This window comes from Ramlibacter montanisoli (assembly GCF_013087525.1).
In the GTDB taxonomy this organism is placed as follows: domain Bacteria; phylum Pseudomonadota; class Gammaproteobacteria; order Burkholderiales; family Burkholderiaceae_C; genus Ramlibacter; species Ramlibacter montanisoli.
Genome location: NZ_JABFCS010000001.1, coordinates 4015728 through 4037125, shown reverse-complemented (window position 1 = coordinate 4037125; position 21398 = coordinate 4015728). Strand labels below are relative to the sequence as shown.

16 protein-coding genes and 2 pseudogenes are annotated in these 21398 nt (G+C 70.3%); 11 read left to right on the top strand and 7 right to left on the bottom strand.

The window, feature by feature from the left end:
- Positions 1-75 precede the first annotated feature (75 nt).
- The 4 genes and pseudogenes from HK415_RS19930 (at position 76) to HK415_RS19920 (ending at position 2265) form a co-directional block, all read left to right on the top strand.
- Positions 76-852, top strand: a complete 777-nt coding sequence (locus HK415_RS19930) for an IclR family transcriptional regulator (RefSeq protein ID WP_171562274.1) — start codon at positions 76-78, stop codon at positions 850-852.
- Positions 849-1499, top strand: a complete 651-nt coding sequence (locus tag HK415_RS25575) for a hypothetical protein (protein ID WP_253262377.1) — start codon at positions 849-851, stop codon at positions 1497-1499. The genes HK415_RS19930 and HK415_RS25575 overlap by 4 nt, the downstream gene beginning before the upstream one ends.
- Positions 1424-1873, top strand: a complete 450-nt coding sequence (locus HK415_RS19925; RefSeq protein WP_253262335.1) for a DUF3108 domain-containing protein — start codon at positions 1424-1426, stop codon at positions 1871-1873. Before HK415_RS25575 ends, HK415_RS19925 begins: the two co-directional genes overlap by 76 nt.
- Positions 1874-1993: 120 nt before the next feature.
- Positions 1994-2265: pseudogene (locus HK415_RS19920) on the top strand (BTH_I0359 family protein).
- 7 nt (positions 2266-2272) lie between these two features.
- Here HK415_RS19920 and HK415_RS19915 read toward each other — a convergent pair.
- Positions 2273-3346: an AbrB family transcriptional regulator gene (locus tag HK415_RS19915; protein WP_171562271.1), complete on the bottom strand. Its 1074-nt coding sequence runs from the start codon at positions 3344-3346 to the stop codon at positions 2273-2275.
- Positions 3347-3405: 59 nt separating this feature from the next.
- Here HK415_RS19915 and HK415_RS19910 point away from each other — a divergent pair, with 59 nt between their 5' ends.
- Positions 3406-4146 (top strand): ChaN family lipoprotein, encoded by a 741-nt coding sequence (locus HK415_RS19910; protein ID WP_171562269.1) that lies wholly within the window; start codon positions 3406-3408, stop codon positions 4144-4146.
- Positions 4147-4180: 34 nt separating this feature from the next.
- On the opposite strand, the gene HK415_RS24080 is transcribed toward HK415_RS19910, so the two are convergent.
- Both HK415_RS24080 and HK415_RS24075 read right to left on the bottom strand, forming a co-directional pair.
- Positions 4181-4603, bottom strand: a complete 423-nt coding sequence (locus tag HK415_RS24080) for a DUF937 domain-containing protein (protein WP_253262334.1) — start codon at positions 4601-4603, stop codon at positions 4181-4183.
- The gene (locus tag HK415_RS24075) at positions 4537-4773 is read right to left on the bottom strand and encodes a hypothetical protein (protein ID WP_216369835.1); all 237 of its coding nucleotides are present in this window, start codon (positions 4771-4773) and stop codon (positions 4537-4539) included. The genes HK415_RS24080 and HK415_RS24075 overlap by 67 nt, the downstream gene beginning before the upstream one ends.
- Before the next feature lie 191 nt (positions 4774-4964).
- On the opposite strand from HK415_RS24075, the gene HK415_RS19900 reads away from it, so the two are divergent.
- The 3 genes from HK415_RS19900 (at position 4965) to HK415_RS19890 (ending at position 10773) form a co-directional block, all read left to right on the top strand.
- Positions 4965-8381 (top strand): DUF748 domain-containing protein, encoded by a 3417-nt coding sequence (locus tag HK415_RS19900; RefSeq protein ID WP_171562267.1) that lies wholly within the window; start codon positions 4965-4967, stop codon positions 8379-8381.
- A 41-nt stretch (positions 8382-8422) separates the two neighbouring features.
- Positions 8423-10249: an ABC transporter ATP-binding protein gene (locus HK415_RS19895; RefSeq protein ID WP_171562265.1), complete on the top strand. Its 1827-nt coding sequence runs from the start codon at positions 8423-8425 to the stop codon at positions 10247-10249.
- 248 nt (positions 10250-10497) lie between these two features.
- Entirely contained in the window at positions 10498-10773 is a 276-nt protein-coding gene (locus tag HK415_RS19890) for a DUF2277 domain-containing protein (protein WP_171563568.1), read from the top strand.
- Positions 10774-10798: 25 nt separating this feature from the next.
- Here HK415_RS19890 and HK415_RS19885 read toward each other — a convergent pair whose 3' ends face one another.
- The 3 genes from HK415_RS19885 to HK415_RS19875 form a co-directional block, all read right to left on the bottom strand.
- The gene (locus HK415_RS19885) at positions 10799-11143 is read right to left on the bottom strand and encodes a hypothetical protein (RefSeq protein ID WP_171562262.1); all 345 of its coding nucleotides are present in this window, start codon (positions 11141-11143) and stop codon (positions 10799-10801) included.
- 122 nt (positions 11144-11265) lie between these two features.
- Positions 11266-12597, bottom strand: coding sequence for an omega-aminotransferase AptA (gene aptA / locus HK415_RS19880; RefSeq protein WP_171562260.1), 1332 nt, complete (start codon positions 12595-12597; stop codon positions 11266-11268).
- Between the two features lie 70 nt (positions 12598-12667).
- Positions 12668-13441 carry a DUF4197 domain-containing protein gene (locus HK415_RS19875; RefSeq protein WP_171562258.1) on the bottom strand — a complete coding sequence of 258 codons (774 nt, stop codon included), beginning with the start codon at positions 13439-13441 and terminating at the stop codon, positions 12668-12670.
- A 91-nt stretch (positions 13442-13532) separates the two neighbouring features.
- Between HK415_RS19875 and purU the strand changes: the two genes are divergently transcribed.
- The 3 genes and pseudogenes from purU (at position 13533) to HK415_RS19860 (ending at position 16836) form a co-directional block, all read left to right on the top strand.
- On the top strand, positions 13533-14381 hold the full coding sequence (gene purU, locus HK415_RS19870; protein ID WP_171562256.1) for a formyltetrahydrofolate deformylase: 849 nt from the start codon (positions 13533-13535) through the stop codon (positions 14379-14381).
- Between the two features lie 10 nt (positions 14382-14391).
- Entirely contained in the window at positions 14392-15264 is an 873-nt protein-coding gene (locus tag HK415_RS19865) for a LysR substrate-binding domain-containing protein (protein ID WP_171562247.1), read from the top strand.
- Between the two features lie 79 nt (positions 15265-15343).
- Positions 15344-16836 (top strand): annotated as a pseudogene (locus HK415_RS19860) (FAD-linked oxidase C-terminal domain-containing protein).
- On the opposite strand, the gene HK415_RS19855 reads toward HK415_RS19860, so the two are convergent.
- The gene (locus HK415_RS19855; RefSeq protein ID WP_171562245.1) at positions 16808-21316 is read right to left on the bottom strand and encodes a two-partner secretion domain-containing protein; all 4509 of its coding nucleotides are present in this window, start codon (positions 21314-21316) and stop codon (positions 16808-16810) included. The pseudogene HK415_RS19860 and the gene HK415_RS19855 sit on opposite strands and share 29 nt — an antisense overlap.
- Positions 21317-21398: the final 82 nt, after the last annotated feature.

Here is a 21398-nt window from a genome sequence, read left to right as displayed (position 1 = left end):
GCTAGAGTCCGCGCGGACCATTACGCATCGTGAAATGAATTTACCTAATCGTAATTCTATCGGAAGGTCCGGCGCATGAAGGAACGCGCCGGAATCCAGTCGGTGGAAGTGGGATTCGGCCTGCTGCAGGTGCTGGGCGATGCCGCCGGGCCCTTGATGCTGCGCGACCTGGCGCGCGCCGCCAACATGAGCGCCGCCAAGGCGCACCGCTACCTCGTGAGCTTCCAGCGCCTGCAGCTGGTGGTGCAGGACGCGGCCAGCACGCGCTACGACCTCGGGCCCGCCGCACTGAAGCTCGGGCTGGCCTCGCTCTCGCGGCTGGACGCCGTGAAGCTGGCGCGCGAACGCATCGCCTTGCTGATGGAGGAGATCGGCCACACCCTCGCGCTGGCCGTGTGGGGCAACCACGGGCCCACCATCGTGCACTGGGAAGAGTCGCCTTCCGCCGTCACTGTGAACCTGCGGCTGGGCGACGTGATGCCTCTGCTCACCTCCGCCACCGGCCTGTGCTTCGCGGCGCATGCGCCCAAGGAAGCGATCACGCCGATGCTGAAGGAGGAGATCGCGCGCGGGCAGAAGCAGGGCCGCACCGACCTGCCCGGCACCCTGACGGAAGCGCGCGCCCTGCTCGACGCGGTGCGCCAGCGCGGCGCCTCGCGCGTGGTGGACACGCTGCTGCCCGGCATCGTCGGCTTCTGCGTGCCGGTGTTCGATTCCGACGGCCACATGGCGCTGGGCATGGTGGCGCTGGGCCCGGCCGGCACCTTCGACGCCGAGTGGGGCGGCGCGGTGGAAAGGCCGCTGCGGGCGGCCGCCGCGCAGCTGTCCTCCGACCTGGGCCACCGCGGATGAACAAGGCGCCGGCGCCCCTGTGGCGGCGGCTGTGGCCGCTCGCCGGGCTGGTGCTCGCCGCCCACCTGGCGCTGCTGCAGGGCGGCTGGCGCGCCTGGACGCCGACGCGCGATCGCTGGGTGCAGACCTTCACCACCCGCACCATCAGCGTCGCGCCGCCGCGCGCGCAAGCCGAGGCCAGCCCCGCGCCGCCCGTGCAGCCGCCGCCGGCCGCCGTGGCACGCAAGGCGCCGCCGGCGCCCGCCCCGAAGAAGGAAGCCGAGACGCCGCAAGCCGCCGCGGCCCCAGTTCCCGCCGAATCGCCAGCGGCCGCCGCGCCACCGGCCCTTGCCGCGAGCGACGCGGCGCCGGCGACCGCCGCCACCCCCTTCGTGCCCAAGGTCATCGGCGTGCCGCAACCTTCCGTCATGCGCTACGAGGTCACGGTGCGCACCCGCGGCTTCAGCCTGGGCGGCGAGGCGCGGCTGGACTGGTGGCACAACGGCCAGCAATACGACCTGAAGCTCTCGCTGTCCGCCCCGGGCGTGCGCGATCGGGTGCAGCACAGCGTGGGCGAGATCACCGAGGAGGACTGGCCCCCGGCCGCTTCTCGGACAAGTCGCGCGGGGAGCAGGCCACGCACTTCGACCGCACGCGCCGAAGGGTGACCTTCAGCAACAACCGGCCCGATGCGCCGCTCGCGCCCGGCATGCAGGACCGCCTGTCGGTCGTCGTCCAGCTGTCCATGCTGGCGGCCGGCGAACCCGCGCGCTTCGGCCCGGGCACCCAGATCGCGATCCCGACCGCCAGCACGCGCGAGGCGGAAGACTGGATCTTCCGGGTCGTTTCCGAGGAGGACCTCGACCTCCCGGGCGGCCGCGTGCGCGCCCTCAAGCTGGAAAGGCTGCCGCGCAAGGAGTTCGACCAGAAGGTGGAGCTCTGGCTGGCTCCCGGCAAGGATTACGCCCCCGTGCGCCTGCGTCTGACAAACCCGGACGGTGGCTCGGTCGATCAGCGCTGGGCTTCAACCGACAGGTCCTGAACGCTCCCCCACCTAGATTGGGGACATGGCCAATCCGGCCGGTGCCTGCGGTGCACACGTTTGAGTGCCACACTTGATTCGGAGCCCATCGCAGCCAGCTAGAGGCAAAAGGAATAGATCATGCAAATGCTTTATGACTCCGATTCTTTCGTGGTGGTGCACCTGCAGGCCAACGAGCCTGCGGAGGGCGAGGCGCACCCCAGATCGTGCGGCACGGGTTCGAGATCGTGGACAAGCGGTCGAACAAGGAGGTCTACCTCGACGGCATGTGGGCGGACGCCTTCCAGCGCCAGATCAACGCCTGGCAGCTGAACACCCCGACCCAGGAAGAAGTCGAAGCGACGCTGGACGGCTACGCCGAGCTGGCCCAGAACCCGCTGGTCATCCACTGACCGGCCATCAGGCTGGCGGGCCGGCCTTGCCCGGCCCGACCCAGCGAAAGAGCGGCTCCACCAGGACGAGCACCGCCACCAGCCGGCAGACCTGGAAAGCGGTCACCACCGGCACCCCCAGCTGAAGCACCTTGGCCGTGATGGCCATCTCGGCAATACCGCCCGGCGAAGTCCCCAGGATGAGCGTCGCCGGATGCAGCCGGGTTCCCCAGGCCAGCAGGAAGGCGAAGCCGGCGCACAGCAGGATCATGCCCACCGTTCCCAGGGCCACGTCCAGCAGCCAGCGCGGCGCCGCATGCAGGAACTGGCGCTGGAAACGCACCCCCAGGCTCACGCCGATCAGCAACTGGGCCGCATTGGTCAGCGGCGTCGGCATGGCGGAAAGTTCCTGGCCGGCCATGGTCACGCCCATGGCGGCGATCAGCGCGCCCATGAACCAGGGATTCGCGCGCCCGGTGCGCACCATCAGCCAGCCGCCGGCGGCCGTCGCCGCCAGCAGCAGCGCCAGCCCTGCCGGTTGCACCGTGCGCGCACCGGGCAGCGAGGGATCGAGGCCGTGCAGGCCGGAGTACTGGAAGGCGAAGGGGATCACCAGCGTGACGATCACCAGGCGCACGCTGTGCGCCGCCGCCACCAGGTCGCTGCGGCCCCGCTCGCGCTCGGCCAGCAGCGTCATCTCCGAGGCGCCGCCGATCGCGCCCGCGAAATAGGTCGTCGCCCACTGCGCGCGCTCGCTGCCGCCGATGCGCTGCGCATGCCGCGCATGGAGGAAGCGACCGAAGCCCCAGCCCAGCCCCAGCGCCCAGGCGATCGCCAGCAGGATGGCCCACCACAGGCTGGCCACCAGGCCAGTGACCTGCGGCGTGAAGTACAGGCCCAGGGCGGTGCCGATCAGCCACTGCGCCGCGTTGCGCAGTGGCGGCCAGCTGCGCGTGGGCGCGCCCAGCACCGAAACGATGGACGTGGCCAGCAGCGGACCGATCATCCAGGGCAGCGGCGTGCGCAGCCACACGCACAGCAGGGCGGCGGCCAGGGCCAGCAACAGCGTGGCCGAAGCCCGCAGGAAGAAGCGAAGCGACATGGGAGATACGTGACGGCGCGCGTCCCCGGGCGCCGGCGCGGAGCGCTTAGTATCGGTGCATGCGCTTTCACTTCGCCGTCGCCGCCCTGCTGCTCGCCGGTTGCAGCACCCTGCCGCCCGTGCCCGATGTCTCCGGAGTCGACGCCGTCCTGATCGGCGAACAGCACGACGCGAAGGACCACCCTCGCATGCAGAAGAAGTGGGTGGACACGCTCGCCGAGCGCGGCACGCTCACGGCAGTCACGCTGGAGATGGCCGAACGCGGCCACAGCACCGCGGGCCTGCCGCCCACGGCCAGCGAGGAAGAAGTGCGCAAGGCGCTGAACTGGAACCGCGCAGGCAGCGGCTGGCAGTGGGAACGCTACGCGCCCGCCATCATGGCCGCGGTGCGGGCCGGCGTGCCCGTGATGGGGGCCAACCTGCCGCGCGACGAGATGCGCAAGGCCATGGGCGACGTCACGCTGGACGCGCTGCTGCCGGCGTCCTCGATCCAGCGGCACCAGCAGAACATCCGCACCGGCCATTGCGACATGCTGCCGGAGCACCAGGTCACGCCGATGGTGCGCGTGCAGGTGGCGCGCGACTTCGCGATGGCGCAGACCATCTCAGGGGCCAGCCAGCCGGGCAAGCAGGTGGTGCTGATCGCCGGGCGCGGCCACGTGCTGCCGGAGCTGGGCGTGCCGGTGCACCTGCCGCAGCGCCTGCGCGCGACGGCGGTGGTGCTGCCGGCGCAGGACACCGGGCGCGACTACTGCGCCGAGCTCAAGAAGGAAATGGACGGCAGGAAGAAGCCCGCGTGAGCGGGCCGCTTTCCTCGGCCGCTTCCGCGCCGGGCTAGCGCACGGCCTTGCCGGCCATGCGCAGGATGTCGTCCAGCGCGTTGCCGTCGCCGTTCGCGTCGAGCAGGCTGCCGAGGCCACCCAGTCCACCGAGCCCGCCAGCGGACGGCGCCTGGCCGCCCCCTCCGAACACGCTGCCCAGGATGCCGCCGAGACCGCCGCCGCCGGCCGGCGCCGGGGTCGCCGCGCCACCCTGCTTGGACATCAGCCCGCCCACCACCATGGCGAGCAGGGGCAGCATCTTCTTCAGCAGGGACGGATCCAGCCCCGACTGCGCCGATGCGCTCTGCGCCACCGTGCGGCTCACGTCGCGCGAGCCGAAGATCTCCCCGAGCACGGCGTCGCCCTGGCTCACGTCGGTGGGCTGCGGCGCCAGCACCTGCTCCAGCAGGCCGCCGCCGCCCAGTTGCCCGAGCAGGTCACCCAGGCCGCCGGCGCCGCCCTGCGCCTGCGCGGTCTTCTGGAAACCGCCGAGATGGCGGGCAGCAGGGCTTCGGCCCCGGACGCGGCCTGCTCCTGCGGGATGCCCAGTTCGCGGGCAATGGAATCGATCCCGCCGGTGCGGGCGATCAAGTCGCTGATCTGCATCTTCCTCCTCCTGTCCCTGTAGGGCGCGAAGCGCGCCTGCCAGGCTCATCATGCGCGCCGCCGACCGCCTTCACAATGTGTCGTAAAGAGATGTGTCGGCTGCCGCGGACCGCCGGGCGGGCGCGCCGCCGTTCTTCCACGCGTTGAAACATCTCATGTACGCAACAGCCGGCGAAGCCTATCCTGCACGCATGACTCTGCACTGGCGCCGGATCGCCCTGATCGTGGCTGGCGTCGTCCTCGCGTATGCGCTGGCCGGCTTCTTCGGCCTGCCCTGGCTGCTGCGCTCGCAGCTGCCCCGCCTGGCCGCTTCGGAACTGCAGCGGCAGGCCGCGGTGGACGAGGTGCGCTTCAACCCCTTCACGCTGCGCCTGCACGTGCAGGGCCTGCGGCTGGCGGAAACCGACGGCGCGCCGCTGCTGTCCGTCGGCGAGCTGCGCCTGCGCATGCAATGGCGTTCGATCGTGCGCCGCGCCTGGAGCTTCGAGGAAGTGCACATAGGCGCACCGCGGGTGAACCTGGTGATCGCCCCGGATGGCCAGCTGAATTTCGCGCGCCTGCTGGCCACCCTGCAGCGCGAGCCCGGCCCGCCGGACGCCGGGCTGCCGCGCCTGGTGGTCGAGCGGCTGGCCCTGGCGCAGGGGCGCGTCGACATGGACGACCGGCAGGCCGGGCATGCCGCGGTGCTCTCGCCCATCGCCTTCGACATCGAGCGCCTGAGCACCCTGCCCGAGGACCGGGACAAGCACGTCTTCACGGCGCAATGGTCCACCGGCGGCCGGCTGCGCTGGCAGGGCGAGGCCTCGCTCAACCCGATCCGCGCCACCGGCCAGGTCACGCTGGAGAACATGGACCTGTCGTCCTACCAACCCTACCTGAAGGCCTTCACGCGGCTGCAGGTGGCCGAGGGCCGGATGGCGGCCACGCTGCCCTACCGGGTCTCCTATCTCGACGGCCGGCTCGAAGCCAGGGTCGAGGGCGCGAAGCTGGCCGTGGACAAGCTCGCACTGGCGCGCGATGGCGCGGCCGGCCAGTTCGCCGCGCTGGGCAGCCTGCGCCTCGAAGGCGTGGTGGCCGACCTGGTGCGGCGCGACGTGGCGGTGGCGGCGCTGCGCCTGCAGGACGGCCGGCTCGACCTGCGGCGCGACGCGAAGGGCGAACTCGACCTGGCACAGCTGGCCTTGCCGACGGCGGCGCGCGCAGCGCAGCCCGCGCCGGCGCCCGCAGCTCCCGCGCCGTGGACACTGGCCATCTCCGAAGTGCAACTGGCGCAGTTCGCGTTGAACGCGGTGGACGAAACCGTGCAGCCGCCGGTCTCGCTGGCGATCGAGCGCTCCGGCCTGCAGTTCCAGCTGCACGCGGCGCAGACGCCGCAGGCGCTGCAGCTGAAAGTGGCGAACGCCGCACTCGCGCTCGAAGGCGTGGCCCTGACGCAGGCGCAGCGCGCGCCCTTCAAGCTGGCGCGCCTCGGTTTCAGCGAAGGCGCCGTGGACCTCGCCGCCCGCCGCATCGACATCGGCCGCATCGTCGCCGACGAGGGCCAGCTGCGGCTGGTGCGCGCTGCCGACGGCTCGCTCGACCTGCTCGCCTTGCTGCCGCAGGCGGGAACCGCGGCCACGCCGGCACCTGCGCCCGTGGCGGAGCCGGGGCCGGCTTGGAGGGTGCTCGCCAGGCGCGTGGAATTCGCCCGCTGGAACATCGAGGCCGAGGACAAGCCCACCGGCATCCGCATGCGCCTGCTGGACGTGGGCGCCGCGCTCGAGGGCGTGGGCTCCGACCTGCAGCAGCCCGTGGCCTTCCAGGCGGGCCTGCGGATGGCCGAAGGCGGCCAGCTCGCCGTGCGCGGCAAGGTCGTGCCCGCCACCGGAACCGTCGATGCCTCGCTGCAGGCTCGCCAGCTCGCGCTGCGGCCGCTGCAGCCGCTGCTGGCGCAGCACGTGCACCTGAACATCGCGGGCGGCACGGTGTCCACGCAAGGGCGGCTGAAGGTCGGCACCGCCAAGGGCAAGGCGAGCGCGCCGGTGCGCTACGACGGCGCCTTCGAGCTGGCGGGACTCGCGCTGAACGAGAAGGACGGCAAGCCCTTCCTCGGCTGGAAGAGCGTCGCGGCGGAGAAATTCAGCCTCGGCCTCGCGCCGGACCTGCTGGAGATCCCCGAGCTGCGCATCGACGAGCCCAAGGCGATCCTGATCCTGGAGGACGACCGCAGCTTCAACGCCGCGCGGCTGCTGGTGCGGCCGCCCGCACCCGCACCCGCGGCCGGCGCGCTGCCGGTGAGCGCCGCCGTCCCTGCGGCGCCGCAGGCGGAGGACGCCTTTCCCGTGCGCATCCCCCGCATCCGCCTGCTGAACGCGCACCTCGACTTCGAGGACCGCAGCCTGCGACCGCAGTTCGGCGCCGAGATCCACGAGCTGAACGGCGTGGTCACCGGGCTGTCCACGCAGCGCGATGGCCGCAGCCAGATCGAGCTGGACGGCCGCGTCGGCGAGTTCGGGCTGGCGCGCGTGCGCGGCGGGCTCAACCCCTTCGTGCCGCGCGACAACACCGACGTGGGCGTGGTGTTCCGCAACGTGGACCTGGTGCCCGTGTCGCCCTATTCGATGAAGTTCGCCGGCTACCGCATCTCGGGCGGCAAGATCTCGCTGGACCTGCGCTACAAGGTGCGCAACGGCCGGCTGGAGGGCGAGAACCAGATCATCCTGGACAAGCTCACGCTGGGCGAACGGGTGGACAGCCCGGACGCGATGAAGCTGCCACTGGAGCTGGCCATCGCGATCCTGCAGGACAGCGATGGCCGCATCGACCTGGGCCTGCCGGTGTCGGGCGACATGAGCGACCCGCAATTCAGCTACGGCGGCATCATCTGGAAGGCCATCGGCGCCCTGCTCACCAAGATCGTCACGGCGCCCTTCCGTGCCCTGGGCGCGATGCTGGGCCTGTCCGGCGAGAAGCTGGAGGCGATCGAATTCGATCCCGGCAGCGCCCGATTGCTGCCGCCCGAGCGCGAGAAGCTTCAGCAGGTGGGCACCATCCTCGCCAAGCGCGCGCAGCTGAAGGTGACCGTGCCCGGCGGCTACCACGAGGCCGCCGACAGCGCGGCGCTGCGCGCGGCCGCGGTGCGCGCCGAGATCGCGCGGCGCGCGGGCATCAAGCTGGCACCCGGCGAAGCGCCGGGCCCGCTGGACCTGGCCGACCGCTCCGTGCGCGAGGCGATGCGCGAGCTGTTCGCCGCCCGCTTCGGCGACGCGGCGCTGGACCAGGCGCGCAAGGACGCCGAAACGGCGTCCGCGCCCGGCGCCGCGGCCAGCGGCCCCGCGCCCGCATCCCTGCCGGCGTGGCAGCGCGCGATCAAGTTCGTGCAGGGCGAGCCGCAGGTGGCCGATGCGCGGGTCTTCTACCGCGGGCTGCGGCAGCGGCTGGAACAGGCGCAGCCGCTTCCCGCCGGCGCCCTGCAGCAGCTGGGAACCCAGCGCGCGCAGGCCATGGCGGGCGCGCTGGCGGAGGCCGGCATCGACGCCGGCCGCGTGGCGGCCACACCGCCGGCCGCGGTGGGCGGCGAGGTGACGAAGATGGTGCCGCTGAAGCTGGAGCTGGGCACGCAGCGCTGACGACGCACCCGCGACGCCCGCCGCCCCTGCAGAATCGGGCGATGAACCTGCTGGGGAAATACCTGAAGCCGCAGCGCACGCTGGCGGCACTGGCGCTGCTGCTGGCGGCCATGAGCCAGGTGCTGGCGCTGGTGGACCCCATCATCTTCGGCTGGCTGGTGGACGACTACGCCAACCAGCGCGACGTCAAGAGCGACGAGGAGCTGGTGCGTGGCGCATTGCGGCTGCTGGCCCTGGCCGTCGCCGTCGCCATCGCCTCGCGCGCCTGCAAGGCGCTGCAGGACTACCTCACGCGGATGGTGGTGCAGCGCTTCGGCACGCAGATCTTCAACGACGGCCTGCGCCAGACGCTGCGCCTGCGCTACCAGGAGTTCGAGGACCAGAGCAGCGGCGAGACGCTGTCCCTGCTGCTGCGCGTGCGGCGCGACACCGAGCGCTTCATCAACGCCTTCATCAACGTGCTGTTCGCCTCGCTGGTGGGCCTGTGCTTCCTGCTCTGGTACGCGGTGACCAAGAGCTGGCTGCTGGTGCCGGTGTTCCTGGTCGGACTGGTGGTGATCGGCGGGCTGTCCGGGCTCCTGAGCCGGCAGATCCGCGGCCAGCAGCGCGCACTGAACCGCGAGACCACGCGCAACGCGGGCTTCATCACCGAAAGCCTGCGCAACGTGGTGCTGATCCGCAGCCTGGGCCTCACCTTCCGCGAGATCCGCCGGCTGGAGGCGCAGACGCAGGTGATCTTCGAGCTGGAGATGGCCAAGGTGCGGCGCATCCGCTTCAGCTTCCTGCAGGGCACGACGCTCAGCCTGCTGAAGCTGTCGGTGCTGTTCACGCTGCTCTGGCTGATCTTCCGCGACGTGCTGTCCACCGGCGAGCTGATCGCCATGCAGTTCATCTCGGTGGGCATCCTCGCTCCGCTGCAGGAGCTGGGCACCATCATCCTGGCGTGGCGCGAGGCGAGCTCCTCGATGGCCAACTTCGGCGAGCTGATGGCCAAGCCGATCGACCAGCGGCCCAAGGACGCGGTGCACATCGGCCCGGTCGAGTCGCTGCGCTTCGAGCACGTGGTGTTCCGCCACCGCGGCGGCAAGGAGAACGCGCTCGACGACGTCAGCTTCTCGGCGCGCCGCGGCGACACCATCGCCTTCGTCGGTCCCTCGGGCTCCGGCAAGTCCACGCTGGTCAAGCTGCTCCTGGGCCTTTACCGCCCCGCGTCGGGCGAGGTCTACTTCAACGAGGTCGGCACTCGGCAGCTGCGCTACAACGAGGTGCGGCGGCAGGTCGGCTACGTGACGCAGGAAACCACGCTGTTCGGCGGCACCGTGCGCGAGAACATGCTGTTCGTGCGGCCGGATGCGACGGACGACCAGATCCTGGCCGCGCTGCAGCACGCGCAGTGCGCGGCACTGCTCGCGCGCCTGCCCAATGGCCTGGACACCATCATCGGCGAAGGCGGCACCAAGCTCTCGGGCGGCGAGCGCCAGCGCCTGTCGATCGCGCGCGCCCTGCTGCGCGAGCCCGAGCTGCTGGTGTTCGACGAGGCCACCTCCGCGCTCGATTCGCTCACCGAGCAGCAGGTGACGGAGACCGTGCGCCGGGTGTCCGCCGGGCGCACCCAGATCACGCTGCTGATCGCGCACCGGCTGTCCACCGTGCTGCACGCGGACGCCATCTACGTGCTGGAAAAGGGCCGCATCGTGGAAAGCGGCAGCCACGCGGAACTGGTGGAGCTCAAGGGCCTGTACTACGCCATGTGGCGCCAGCAGATCGGCGAGCGCGAGCCGGCACCGGTCGGCCCGACGGCCGCCAGCGAGGAGAGCGAGGACGCAGGCGCCGCGATCGGCGTGGCGGACTTCCTGCGGCCGTTGTAGGCGCCCGGCGGATCGACGGCCGGCGGCAGCGGCGTTCCGGCGGGCCGCGGCAGCCCGAAATGGGCCGCGCTCGTCGCGAGCAGGCGCCGCAGCGTGTTCACGTCTTTCATGACTCTGTCCTTCCTGGTGCAAGCTGCCACGCCTCCCGGGCGCGACGTGGAGATCTTCCATGCGTCGGATTTCACGGGTGTGACATGCCGGGGCGCATGCGTACCATGGGGAAAACCGTGGATGCGGAGAGCAGCCCCATGTGCCGGAACATCAAGACCCTCTTCAATTTCGACCCGCCCGCGACCGAGCTCGAGATCCGCGATGCGTCCCTGCAGTTCGTGCGCAAGCTCAGCGGCTTCAACGTGCCGTCCAAGGCCAACGAAGCGGCCTTCGAGCGGGCGGTGGAGGAAGTCGCGGCCTCGGCCAGGACCCTGATCCGCTCGCTGGTCACCCACGCCGAGCCGCGCACGCGCGAGGCCGAAGCGGCCAAGGCCCGCGAGCGTGCCGTGGCGCGCTTCGGCGAGCGGCGCTGACGCGCGCCGCGCTTTAAGCCGCCCTTTACGCCGGCGCCACGCTCTGCGCGCCGATGCTGCGCAGGCAGCGCCGGCGCAGGCCATCAACGGCCAGCAGGTGTTCGTGCAGTGCCGCGCCGGCCGACGCCGTCCGGCTGCACAGCGCCTGCAGCAGCCGCGTGCGCGAGACGAGCACGGCGACCCACGCCACCGAGAGCCTGGGCAGCGAGGCGCCCAGGATGCGCAGCTCGCCGAACTCCGCCTGCAGGCGCCGGCACAGCTCCGCGTCCAGCCAGGTGTCGGCCAGGGCGCGCAGGTCCATTTCGTATTTCTCCAGGGCGGCGGCCAGCTTGAACGTGACCACCCGGGTGGAAAACTCCTTGATGTGCATCGCGCCACTCTAGGCCAACATCGCCGCTGCGCGCGCAGGAAAACGTGCGGTTACCGCTCGGCATGTAAGAAAGGAAAAGGCGGCCCTGGGGCCGCCTTCTTCCGCTGCGCCGTAACGTGCGCTTAAGCGTTCGCCTTCACCGAATCCGCCAGCGTGTTCACCAGCGTGTCGATGTGCGACTTCTCCACGATGTAGGCGGGCGCGATCACCAGCACGTCGCCCGCGGGCCGCACCAGGCTGCCCTTCTTGAAGCAATCGAGGTAAATGTCGAAGGCGCGCTTGCCCGGCTTGCCGGCGATCGGCGCCAGTTCCACCGCCGCGGCCAGGCCCAGGCTGCGGATGCCGATCACGTTCGGCAGGCCCTTGAAGGTGGAGTGGAAGGCGTCACCCAGCACCTTGCCCATCTCGCCGGCGCGCTGGAACAGGTTCTCCTGCTTGTACAGATCCAGCGTCGCGACCGCCGCGGCGCAGGCCACCGGGTGGCCCGAGTAGGTGTAGCCGTGGAAAAACTCGATGACGTGCTCGGGCGCGTCGGTCTTCATCATCTGGTCGTAGATCTTGTCGCGGCAGATCACGCCGCCCATGGGGATCACGCCGTTGGTGACCGCCTTGGCGAAGTTCAGCATGTCCGGCACCACGCCGTAGTAGTCAGCGCCGAAGTTGGTGCCCATGCGGCCGAAGCCGGTGATCACCTCGTCGAAGATCAGCAGGATGCCGTGCTTGTCGCAGATCTCGCGCAGGCGCTTCAGGTAGCCCTTGGGCGGCAGGTACCAGCCCGCGGAACCGGCCACCGGCTCCACGATGACCGCCGCCACGTTGCTCGGGTCGTGCAGCGGCAGGATGCGGTTTTCCAGTTCCGCCAGGAAGTCTTCCTGCGACTCCGGCTCCCGGTTGTGGATGTAGGCATTGGCCGGGTCGTGGATGAAGCGCATGTGGTCCACGCGCGGCAGCAGCGCCGTGCCGTAGGCCTTGCGGTTGGACGGAATGCCGCCGACGCTCATGCCGCCGAAGCCGACGCCGTGGTAGCCGCGCTCGCGGCCGATGAAGACGTTGCGGTGGCCTTCGCCGCGGGCGCGGTGGAAGGCCAGCGCCACCTTCAGCGAGGTGTCGGCCGCTTCCGAGCCCGAGTTGCAGAACAGCACCTTGTTCAGGTCGCCCGGCGCCATCGCCGCGATGCGCTCGGCCGCCAGGAAGGCCTGGTCGTTGCTGGCCTGGAACGCCGTGGCGTAGTCCAGCGTGTCCAGCTGCTTCTTGATCGCCTCGTTGATGGGCTTGCGGTTGTGCCCGGCGCCGACGCACCACAGGCTGGAGATGCCGTCGATGACCTTGCGGCCGTCGTGCGTGGTGAACACCATGCCGTCGGCACCGGTGAAGACGCGCGGCTCCTTGCGGAACTGGCGGTTGGGCGTGAAGGGCAGCCAGTGGCTGTCCATGTTGAAGTCGTTGTAGGCCATGGGAACTCCTGGTTCGCGAACCCCCATTTTGCGCCGAACGGCGCCGGCTGCCTTCAGGGAAACCTTTGTCTCAGCGCAAGGCCCCGAACACCTTCTGCAGGATGGCGCTGCCGGTGCCGATGGGGTCGCGGCGGATCTTCTTCTCTTCCTCGCCGATCATGAAGTACAGGCCGTCCAGCGCCTTGCGCGTGACGTAGTGGTCCACCGTGGGGTCCTCGGGGCGGTACAGCCCCAGGCCCTGCGCGCGGGAGGACAGGCGCTCGTACTGTTCCACGACGCCCACCTTGGCCGTGGCCTGGTGCACCACCGGCATGAAGGTGCCGTGCAGCGGCTCGCGGGTCTTGTCCGCGAAGAAGCCGGTGACCGAGGTTTCGCCGCCGGTCAGGATCTGCTTGGCGTCGGTCACGCTCATGTTGCGCACGGCGTTCACCAGCAGGTTCTTGGCCATCGGCACGGCCTGTTCCGCCGCGCGGTTCATCGAGACCTCGAAGTCCTCCAGCTGCCGGCCCATGCCCAGGGTCTTGAGCAGCCTGGCCACGTCCTGCATCGCCTTGGGCAGCGGAATGTGGACCTGCGGATTGGCCAGGAAGCCGTCGGTGCGACCGAGCAGCTTCACGGCGGCCAGCGCGCCGGTTTCCAGCGCCGTCTTCAGGCCGCGGTTGGCGTCCAGGTCGCTGATGCCGGCCAGGCCCTGCGGACCCTGGGTGCCGGGCTGTCCCTGCGGACGCTGCGTGCCGAACAGGCCCTCGAGCCCCTGCAGGTCCTTCAGGATCTGGGCGTGGGCCGGCAGGCCGAGTGCCGGCAGCGCCAGGAGGGAAGTGACGGTGAAGTCGCGGCGGCGCATGGAAGCTCCCGATCATGGTCCTTATGGCTGAGCATGATGCCCCCAGCCCCGCGGGAGCGTCAATCGGGCTGCCTGCGACAATTGCAAAGTTATGTCCGAAGCCTACATCCTGACCCTCTCCTGCCCGGACCGCCCCGGGATCGTCCACGCCGTCTCGGGTTTCCTGCTGGAGCGCGGAGGCAACATCGAGGAAGCCGCCCAGTACAACGACCACGACACCGGGCTGTTCTTCATGCGGGTGCGCTTCGCCTGCGGGCAGCTCACGGCCGACGACCTGCGGCTGCAGCTGAAGATGTTCGCCGAGGGCTTCCAGATGCAGTGGAAGCTGCACGCTTCCGAGCAGCCGATGAAGACGGTCATCTTCGTCAGCAAGGAAGGCCACTGCCTGAACGACCTGCTGTTCCGCTGGAAGAGCGGGCTGCTGCCGCTGGACATCCGCGCGATCATCTCCAACCACCGCGAGTTCTACCAGCTGGCCGCCAGCTACAACGTGCCCTTCCACCACATCCCGCTCACCTCCGCCACCAAGGCGCAGGGCGAGGCGCGCCAGTACGAGGTGATCGAATCGGAAGGCGCGGAACTGGTGGTGCTGGCGCGCTACATGCAGATCCTGTCGGACGACCTGTGCCGCAAACTCTCGGGCCGCGCGATCAACATCCACCACAGCTTCCTTCCCAGCTTCAAGGGCGCCAAGCCCTACTACCAGGCGCACGACCGCGGCGTGAAGCTGATCGGCGCGACCGCGCACTACGTGACGGCGGACCTCGACGAAGGCCCGATCATCGAGCAGGACGTGGCGCGCGTGGACCACGGCTACACGGTGGAAGACCTCACCGCCACCGGCCGCGACACCGAGAGCATGGTGCTGGCGCGGGCGGTGAAGTGGCACAGCGAGCACCGGGTGCTGCTGAACGGGCACAAGACGGTGATCTTCAGGTAGGGCGCATGAAGTGAGCGCGGCCCGCATCCCGCCCATCCAGTGCCTCCTCACCTTCGAGGCCCTGGCGCGGCTGCGCTCCGTCTCGGCGGCGGCCGACGAGCTGTTCGTCACGCCCAGCGCCGTGAGCCACCGTGTGCGCCAGCTGGAACAGATCCTGGGCACCAAGCTGTTCGGCCGCGCCGACTTCTCGCTCACCACCGAAGGCAGCGAATACCTGGCGCACGTGCGGGAAGGCCTGGCGGCACTGGGCCGCTTCCCGGGGCGCGACGGCGGCGCCGGCAAGCGCAAGCTGCGGGTGGCGGTCACGCCCACCTTCGCGCGCTCCGTGCTGATGCCCCGGCTGCGCGGCTTCACCGACGCCTACCCGGAAGTGGACCTGACGCTGCAGGTGTCCATCCCGCTGCTCGACGTGGTCGCCGAGGACGCCGACCTGATGATCCGCTTCGGCACCGGGCGTTATGCCGACGTCGAGCACCTGTGCCTGATGACCGACGAGGTCACGCCGCTGGCCGCACCCGCCTACCTGCGCGGGCACGGGCCCTTCGACAGCATCGAGGAGCTGCTGCAGGCCAAGTTGATCAAGAGCCCGCTGGAGCCCTGGCGCACCTGGTTCCTGGCCCACGGCGTGGATGCGCCCGAGCCCGCGGAAGGCTCCAGCTTCAACGACATCGGCCTGATGTGCGACGCGGCGGCGCAGGGCCTGGGCGTGGCGCTGGTGCGGCTGAAGCTCGGCCAGCCCTGGCTGGAGAACGGCACGCTGGAGCGGGTGTCGCCGCGCAACGTGCCCAGCCCGCACGCGCACTACCTGTGCTGGCGCACCGGCACCATGGACCGCTGGGAGTGCGCGGCCTTCGCCGACTGGCTGAAGAAGAGCCTGGTCTAGGCGTTTTTCAGCCTCCGGCGGAAAATTCTTCAGCCGTGCGGAGCCGCCCGGCCGCCGCAATCGTGGAAAGATACGCCGCATGAACGCCCCCACCGATCCCGAAGTCCTGGCCCGCGCCGAGCGGCAGGCACAGGTCGTCGCGGCCCTCGCGAAGGTGCTGCCGGCCGACTGCCTGCTGTGGCACGCCGAGGAGACCACGCCCTACGAGTGCGACGGCCTCACGGCCTACCGCCAGCGGCCGCTGGTGGTGGCGCTGCCGGAAAGCGAGGCGCAGGTGCAGGCGGTGCTCAAGACCTGCCACGCGCTGGAGGTGCCGGTGGTCGCGCGCGGCGCCGGCACCGGGCTGTCCGGCGGCGCCATGCCGCACAAGCTCGGCGTCACGCTCTCTGGGCGAAGTTCAACGCGATCCAGAGCGTGGATCCCGTCTCGCGCACGGCGGTCGTGCAATGCGGCGTGCGCAACCTGGCGATCAGCGAGGCGGCGGCGAGCTACGGCCTGTACTACGCGCCCGATCCTTCCAGCCAGATCGCCTGCACCATCGGCGGCAACGTGGCCGAGAACTCGGGCGGCGTGCACTGCCTGAAGTACGGCCTGACCGTGCACAACGTGCTGAAGGTGCGCGGCTTCACGGCCGAGGGCGAGCCGGTGGAATTCGGCAGCGCGGCGCTGGACGCGCCCGGCTTCGACCTGCTGGCCATCGTGATCGGCAGCGAGGGCATGCTGGCCGTGGCCACCGAAGTCACCGTGAAGCTGGTGCCCAAGCCGCTGCTGGCGCGCTGCATCATGGCCAGCTTCGACGACGTGCGCAAAGCCGGCGATGCGGTCGCCGCGGTGATCGCCGCCGGCATCATCCCGGCCGGCCTGGAGATGATGGACAAGCCGATGACGGCCGCCGTCGAGGACTTCGTGCACGCCGGCTACGACCTCACGGCCGAAGCCATCCTGCTGTGCGAGAGCGATGGCACGCCGGAGGAAGTGGAAGAGGAGATCGGCCGCATGAGCGAGGTGCTGCGCAACGCCGGCGCCACCGCCATCGCGGTCAGTCGCGACGAGGCCGAGCGCCTGAAGTTCTGGAGCGGCCGCAAGAACGCCTTCCCCGCCTCCGGCCGCATCAGCCCCGACTACATGTGCATGGATTCGACCATCCCGCGCAAGCGCCTGGCGGACATCCTGCTGGCGATCCAGGAGATGGAGAAGAAGTACGGCCTGCGCTGCGCCAACGTGTTCCATGCGGGCGACGGCAACCTGCACCCGCTGATCCTGTTCGATGCCAACGACGCCGACCAGCTGCACCGCTGCGAGCTGTTTGGCGCCGAGATCCTGGAGACCAGCGTCGCCATGGGCGGCACGGTGACCGGAGAGCACGGCGTGGGCGTGGAGAAGCTCAGCTCGATGTGCGTGCAGTTCAGCCCCGAGGAGCTGGAGCAGATGCGCGCGGTCAAGCGCGCCTTCGACAGCAAGGAACTGCTCAATCCCGGCAAGGTGATCCCGACGCTGAACCGCTGCGCGGAATACGGAAAGATGCTGGTGCGCGGCGGCAGGATCACGCACCCGGACCTGCCGCGCTTCTGACGCGCACCGGCCGCGCGCGGCGGCCGGCGGCGGCTACTTGCAGGCGGTCTCGGTGATGACGATGTCGTCCTTGCCGATCGCCTTGTCCTTGGCTTCTTCCTCCTGCTGCGCCTGGGCTTCCTGCAGGAACAAGGTGGCGAAGGTGGTCACCTGGTTGATGACTTCCTCCAGCGGCAGCGGTTGCGTGACCGGCCCGGGGGCCGGCGGAGGCGGCGGGAGGCCGATCGTGACGACATAGGGCTGGGTCCCGCTGACGCTCCAGTTCGTACTTGGTAGCTTGAAGCTCAGGCTGGAGCCGCTTCCCAGCGAAGTCGGCGTGAAGCTCCCGGTGGACGTGCCGCCGGTGCCATCGACGAATTGCAGCGCCGCGGTCGAACCCGTGGTGGCCGCGCCGGTGACGTTCAGCGTGTCGAACGAGGTCAGCGACGCGACATCCATCTGCACGCTGCCTGTGCTGCCGATGAACAGGTCGCCGGTGGCGGTTGCGGAGCCGATGCCGCCGCTGCCGCCGGGCTTGAGCGTGCCGAACACCGAGGTGAGCGGCGCGTTCATCTGCAGGCTGGTGCCGGAGACGGTGGACGTGTCCTGCACGACCACGCTGTTCGCGCTGATGAGGGTCACGATGCCTGCGGCGGTGACACTCCCGATCAGGTCGAGGTCCCCCGGCGAGGTGGGAACGAGCGCCGCGAGGAACTGCGCGGGGCCGGCCGCCGCGACCGGCCCGATCGACGAGAGTTCGATGTCGCCGCCGGAGCCCAGGCCCGCCGCGCCGACGCCGCCGGCGCCGGCCAGGGTGATGCCACCACCCGCGGAACCGGTCACATGTCCGAGCTTGCCGCCCAGGTCGACCGAGCCGCCGACGTTGAGGGTGATGCCGCCGGGCGCATCGAGGAAGGGGGAAGGTGAAGGGGTCCTGCGACAGCGAACCGGCGATGCTGGCGCTCAAGGTGTTGGTGCTGACGCCGCCGAGCACCACATCGCCGGCATTGGTGAAGCCCACGTTGCCGCCGGCGGAGATGAAGCCGCCGGTGGTGTCGATCGTGCTGCCGGCGCCGGTGCCGGAAATGTCGACATTGCCGACGGCGGTGACGGCACTCTCGACGCCCACGAAGACGTTGGCCCCCTTCAACTGCACGTTGGTGCCGCTGGCGAAACCGACGTCCAGGGTGATGCTACTCGCGATCTTCACGTCACCGGTGGCGGACAGCGACAGCGAGGCGATCTCGTTGCCGGCATTGAGGAACTGCACGCTGCTGCCGGCATCCGTGTCGAGCGAACCGAACACGCTCGCCTTGATGGCGCCGGCGCCCTGCTGGAACACCGTGGGCGCCGCCGTCGCGCCTTCGACCAGGCTCAGGAAGGGGGCGGTCACGTTGCCGAGGACGAAGGTGCCGTCGCCTTCGATCTGCACGAAGTTGTCGCTGGCCAGCGAGCCGCCGCTGAGGTTGTTGGTGCCGGCGCCTGTGGCGATGATGTCCACGCCGCCAAGGCCGCCGGTGGAAACGACCTGTGCGCCGCCGGCGAGCTGCACCGTGCTGCCTTCCAGCGACACCAGTCCGCCTGTGACCTTGGCGTTGACGGTCAGGGTGCCGAGGCTGCTGATGAACACGTCCGGGACTGCGATCGTCGGGCTGACCACCTGCACACCGGCGATGCCGTCGACCGTGCCGATGGAAAGGTTGCTGTCGCTGTGGAAGTCGAAGGTGTCGTCGTAGCGGCCGGACACCGTGCCCACCTGGTTGCCCGCGTTCCCCACGAACACCGTGTGGCCGTCGAGGTTGACGCCGGCGACGCTGAGCGTGCCCGAGAACTGCGAGATGTCGCGCCCCGTGATCAAGCTCAGTTCCGGCACACGGGTGGGCAGCAGCGAGACGTTGCCGATCAGCGCAATCGGCATGTCGAGTGCGCCGTTGCCGATCACCAGCGTCTTGGACTGGATCCGGTCCAGGTCCGTGTTGGCAAGGTTGAAGCCGCCGTCCAGGAGGACGCCCCCGCTGCCGACGATCGCCACGCCGGGGCCGGTGGGATTCACCGTCAGCGGGTTGATGACGACACGCGCGTTCACGCTCTCGACCGCCACTCCCGTGCTGCCCGAGAAGTTGAGGCCATTGGTGAGGATGTCGACATCACCGGTCCCCGAGCTTTTCAGTTTCCCGGCTCCGGAGACCGTGAGGTCTTGCGCCTGCACTTTCAGCAGGCCCGAAGAAGCGTCGACGCCGCCGGTCACCAGCATGGACGCGTCGGAAGCGAGGCTGACGGAGCCCGCCGTGACGCCAGTGCCGGTGACGGCGCCTACGGCGACCGTACCCACCGATAGCGCTTGCGCATTGCGGAAGGCGAACGTGCCGCTGCCGCCCGACCCAGCCAGGGTGCCCACGGCGTTCGCACCCGTCAGGTTGGCGCCCGTGGCAGCCGTGGCGAGCAGCGACTGCGCCGTGATCACGCTGTTGGCGGCAAGCTGGTTGATGGTTCCGCCGCTCGCCTGCAGCAGGACGCCGCCGGTGCTCGCCGTCGCGGTGACGCTGCCCTGGAGGTCGATGCCGCCGGCCGCCTGCAAGGTGACGTTCTGGGCGCTGATGGCCGCGGGCACGGGTGCGGGCGTCGGGGATGGAGGCGGAGGCGGCGGAACCGCGACGGCGATGTTGCCCGCGTTCGTCGTCCTGACCCGCACGTCCCCGGTGGCGGTGATCCCGCTGCGCTGGGCGCCATAGGGCGTGCCCACGGTCGCGATGTTGACCGACTGCGCGTTGGTGAACAACATGCTGCCACCGGTGTTCGCGGCCAGCCTGTTCACCAGGTTGGCGCCGTCCATGGTGATGCTGCCCTGCGGCGCGTTGACCAGCAGGTTGTCGACCTTCACCACGCTCGTGGAAGCCTGGGTCACGTTGCCGCCCAGGGCCTGGATCGAGACTGCGGATCCGGCGGCCGTGGCATTGATGTTGCCCTGCAGGTCGACGCCGTTGTCCGCCTGCAGGCCAAGCGCGTTGGTTGTAGACCAATCGACGATCGCATTGCCGGCCAGCGTGATCTTGCCGCCGCTCGACCCGTCCGTCGCGACGATGACGCTTGAAAGCGCGAGCTGCGCCTCCAGGTCCGTCTCCTTGATCACCGTCGGGCCCGTACTGCCGCCATACACAAAACCAGTGAGCGGCGAGCCGCTCAGCGATGCGTCTGTCGGCCCGACGTTGTCGATGACGACGTCACCCGGATCCAGCAGCAGCGTCCCCGCTCTGCCCGCCGGCGCCCGCAGGTCGACCCGTCCCGTGAACTCCAGGTAGCGCTTGCCGGACACCTCCGCGAAGCCGCCGTTGCCGCCGCTTGCGCCGCCGCGCGCGGAAATCTGCCCGTGCATCCGTGTCGTGTCGTCCGCCCAGACGATCACCCGCCCGCCGTCGCCCTGCCCGGTCGCGTCGGCTTCGATGCGAGCGTTCGCAGCCACGTACGCCATCTGCGCGTTCGGCACGTCCGGGTTCTGCCCCTGGTAGTCGCCGCCCACGCGCACCTGCCCGCCGCCGAGCGCACCGTTCGCCTGCAGCGACGCTCCGTCTTCCAGCGCGACGCGCTGGCCCAGCACGTCGATGCTGCCGCCCTTGCCATCCGCGCCGGCTGCGACGATCGTGCCGGACACGTAGGCATCGCCTCCCGTGGCCTTCAGCACCACGCGCCCGCCTTCGCTCGTCACCGCCTGTGCCTGCACCAGTCCGCTGTGGCGCAGCGTGTTGGCGAAGATGCCGACCGCGTCGCCCTGGAGCGTGCCGAGGTTCACCGCCTCGTTGCCGGCCTGCACTTCGAGATGGATGCCTTCCAGCCCGCGGCCGGTGAGTTCCGCCTTCTGGCCTGCCGCCAGCACCACGGCGCCGTCGGCCTGCACCACCGCGTCGCTGCCGGTCTGTACCTTGGAGCCGATCAGCACGACATCGCCATTGCGCGCGATCACGTGGCCATCCACCTGCAGCACACCCGCGCCGTCGCCGGTGCCGGCGATGCGGCCCGCGAGCGCGTCGGCATCGCTCATCCTCAAGGTCATCGCGGTGAAGGCCGCGGTGTCCACCAGCGCGCCCTTGCCCACGGTGATGCCGGCGGGGTTGACCAGCACCAGCCGGCCGTTGGAGCTGAGGGTGCCGAAGATCGCCGACGGGTCGGGACCCAGCACGCGGTTGATCGAGGTGCTGGCCGCCGTCGGCTGCTGGAAGTGGGTGACGCTGCCGCCCGGGACGGAGAAGCTGCGCCAGTCGATGGCGGAGTGGCTGGTGCCCGCGCCGTTGGTCGTGGTGACCAGCAGGTTGCTGCCGTTGCGCGTGAAGGAGGCCGTGCCGTGGATCGCGCCGATCGGCACCGGCTGCGCTTGCACGTTCCCGGTGTGGGCGGCGAAGGCGGCGGCGACGGCGAGTGCGGCGCTCGCGGGACGGAAGCCGGCCACCGCCGGACTGGCTGCGGCGGCACGCGCGCCGCGCGTCGACCTGGACGGAACCCTGGACATTGTTCTGCTCCTGCCGCCGTGCCAGGTGCACCTGGTCGATCCCGGCGTTGACATCCCTGCTGAACGCGGCGACCGCTCCCGT

Bases quoted from the DNA above. Each gene is read 5' to 3' on its own strand.
- HK415_RS19930 (WP_171562274.1), top strand. From the start codon at position 76: ATGAAGGAACGCGCCGGAATCCAGTCGGTGGAAGTGGGATTCGGCCTG.
- HK415_RS25575 (WP_253262377.1), top strand. From the start codon at position 849: ATGAACAAGGCGCCGGCGCCCCTGTGGCGGCGGCTGTGGCCGCTCGCC.
- HK415_RS19915 (WP_171562271.1), bottom strand. From the start codon at position 3,346: ATGTCGCTTCGCTTCTTCCTGCGGGCTTCGGCCACGCTGTTGCTGGCC.
- HK415_RS19910 (WP_171562269.1), top strand. From the start codon at position 3,406: ATGCGCTTTCACTTCGCCGTCGCCGCCCTGCTGCTCGCCGGTTGCAGC.
- HK415_RS24075 (WP_216369835.1), bottom strand. From the start codon at position 4,773: ATGCAGATCAGCGACTTGATCGCCCGCACCGGCGGGATCGATTCCATT.
- HK415_RS19900 (WP_171562267.1), top strand. From the start codon at position 4,965: ATGACTCTGCACTGGCGCCGGATCGCCCTGATCGTGGCTGGCGTCGTC.
- HK415_RS19895 (WP_171562265.1), top strand. From the start codon at position 8,423: ATGAACCTGCTGGGGAAATACCTGAAGCCGCAGCGCACGCTGGCGGCA.
- HK415_RS19890 (WP_171563568.1), top strand. From the start codon at position 10,498: ATGTGCCGGAACATCAAGACCCTCTTCAATTTCGACCCGCCCGCGACC.
- HK415_RS19885 (WP_171562262.1), bottom strand. From the start codon at position 11,143: ATGCACATCAAGGAGTTTTCCACCCGGGTGGTCACGTTCAAGCTGGCC.
- aptA (WP_171562260.1), bottom strand. From the start codon at position 12,597: ATGGCCTACAACGACTTCAACATGGACAGCCACTGGCTGCCCTTCACG.
- HK415_RS19875 (WP_171562258.1), bottom strand. From the start codon at position 13,441: ATGCGCCGCCGCGACTTCACCGTCACTTCCCTCCTGGCGCTGCCGGCA.
- purU (WP_171562256.1), top strand. From the start codon at position 13,533: ATGTCCGAAGCCTACATCCTGACCCTCTCCTGCCCGGACCGCCCCGGG.
- HK415_RS19855 (WP_171562245.1), bottom strand. From the start codon at position 21,316: ATGTCCAGGGTTCCGTCCAGGTCGACGCGCGGCGCGCGTGCCGCCGCA.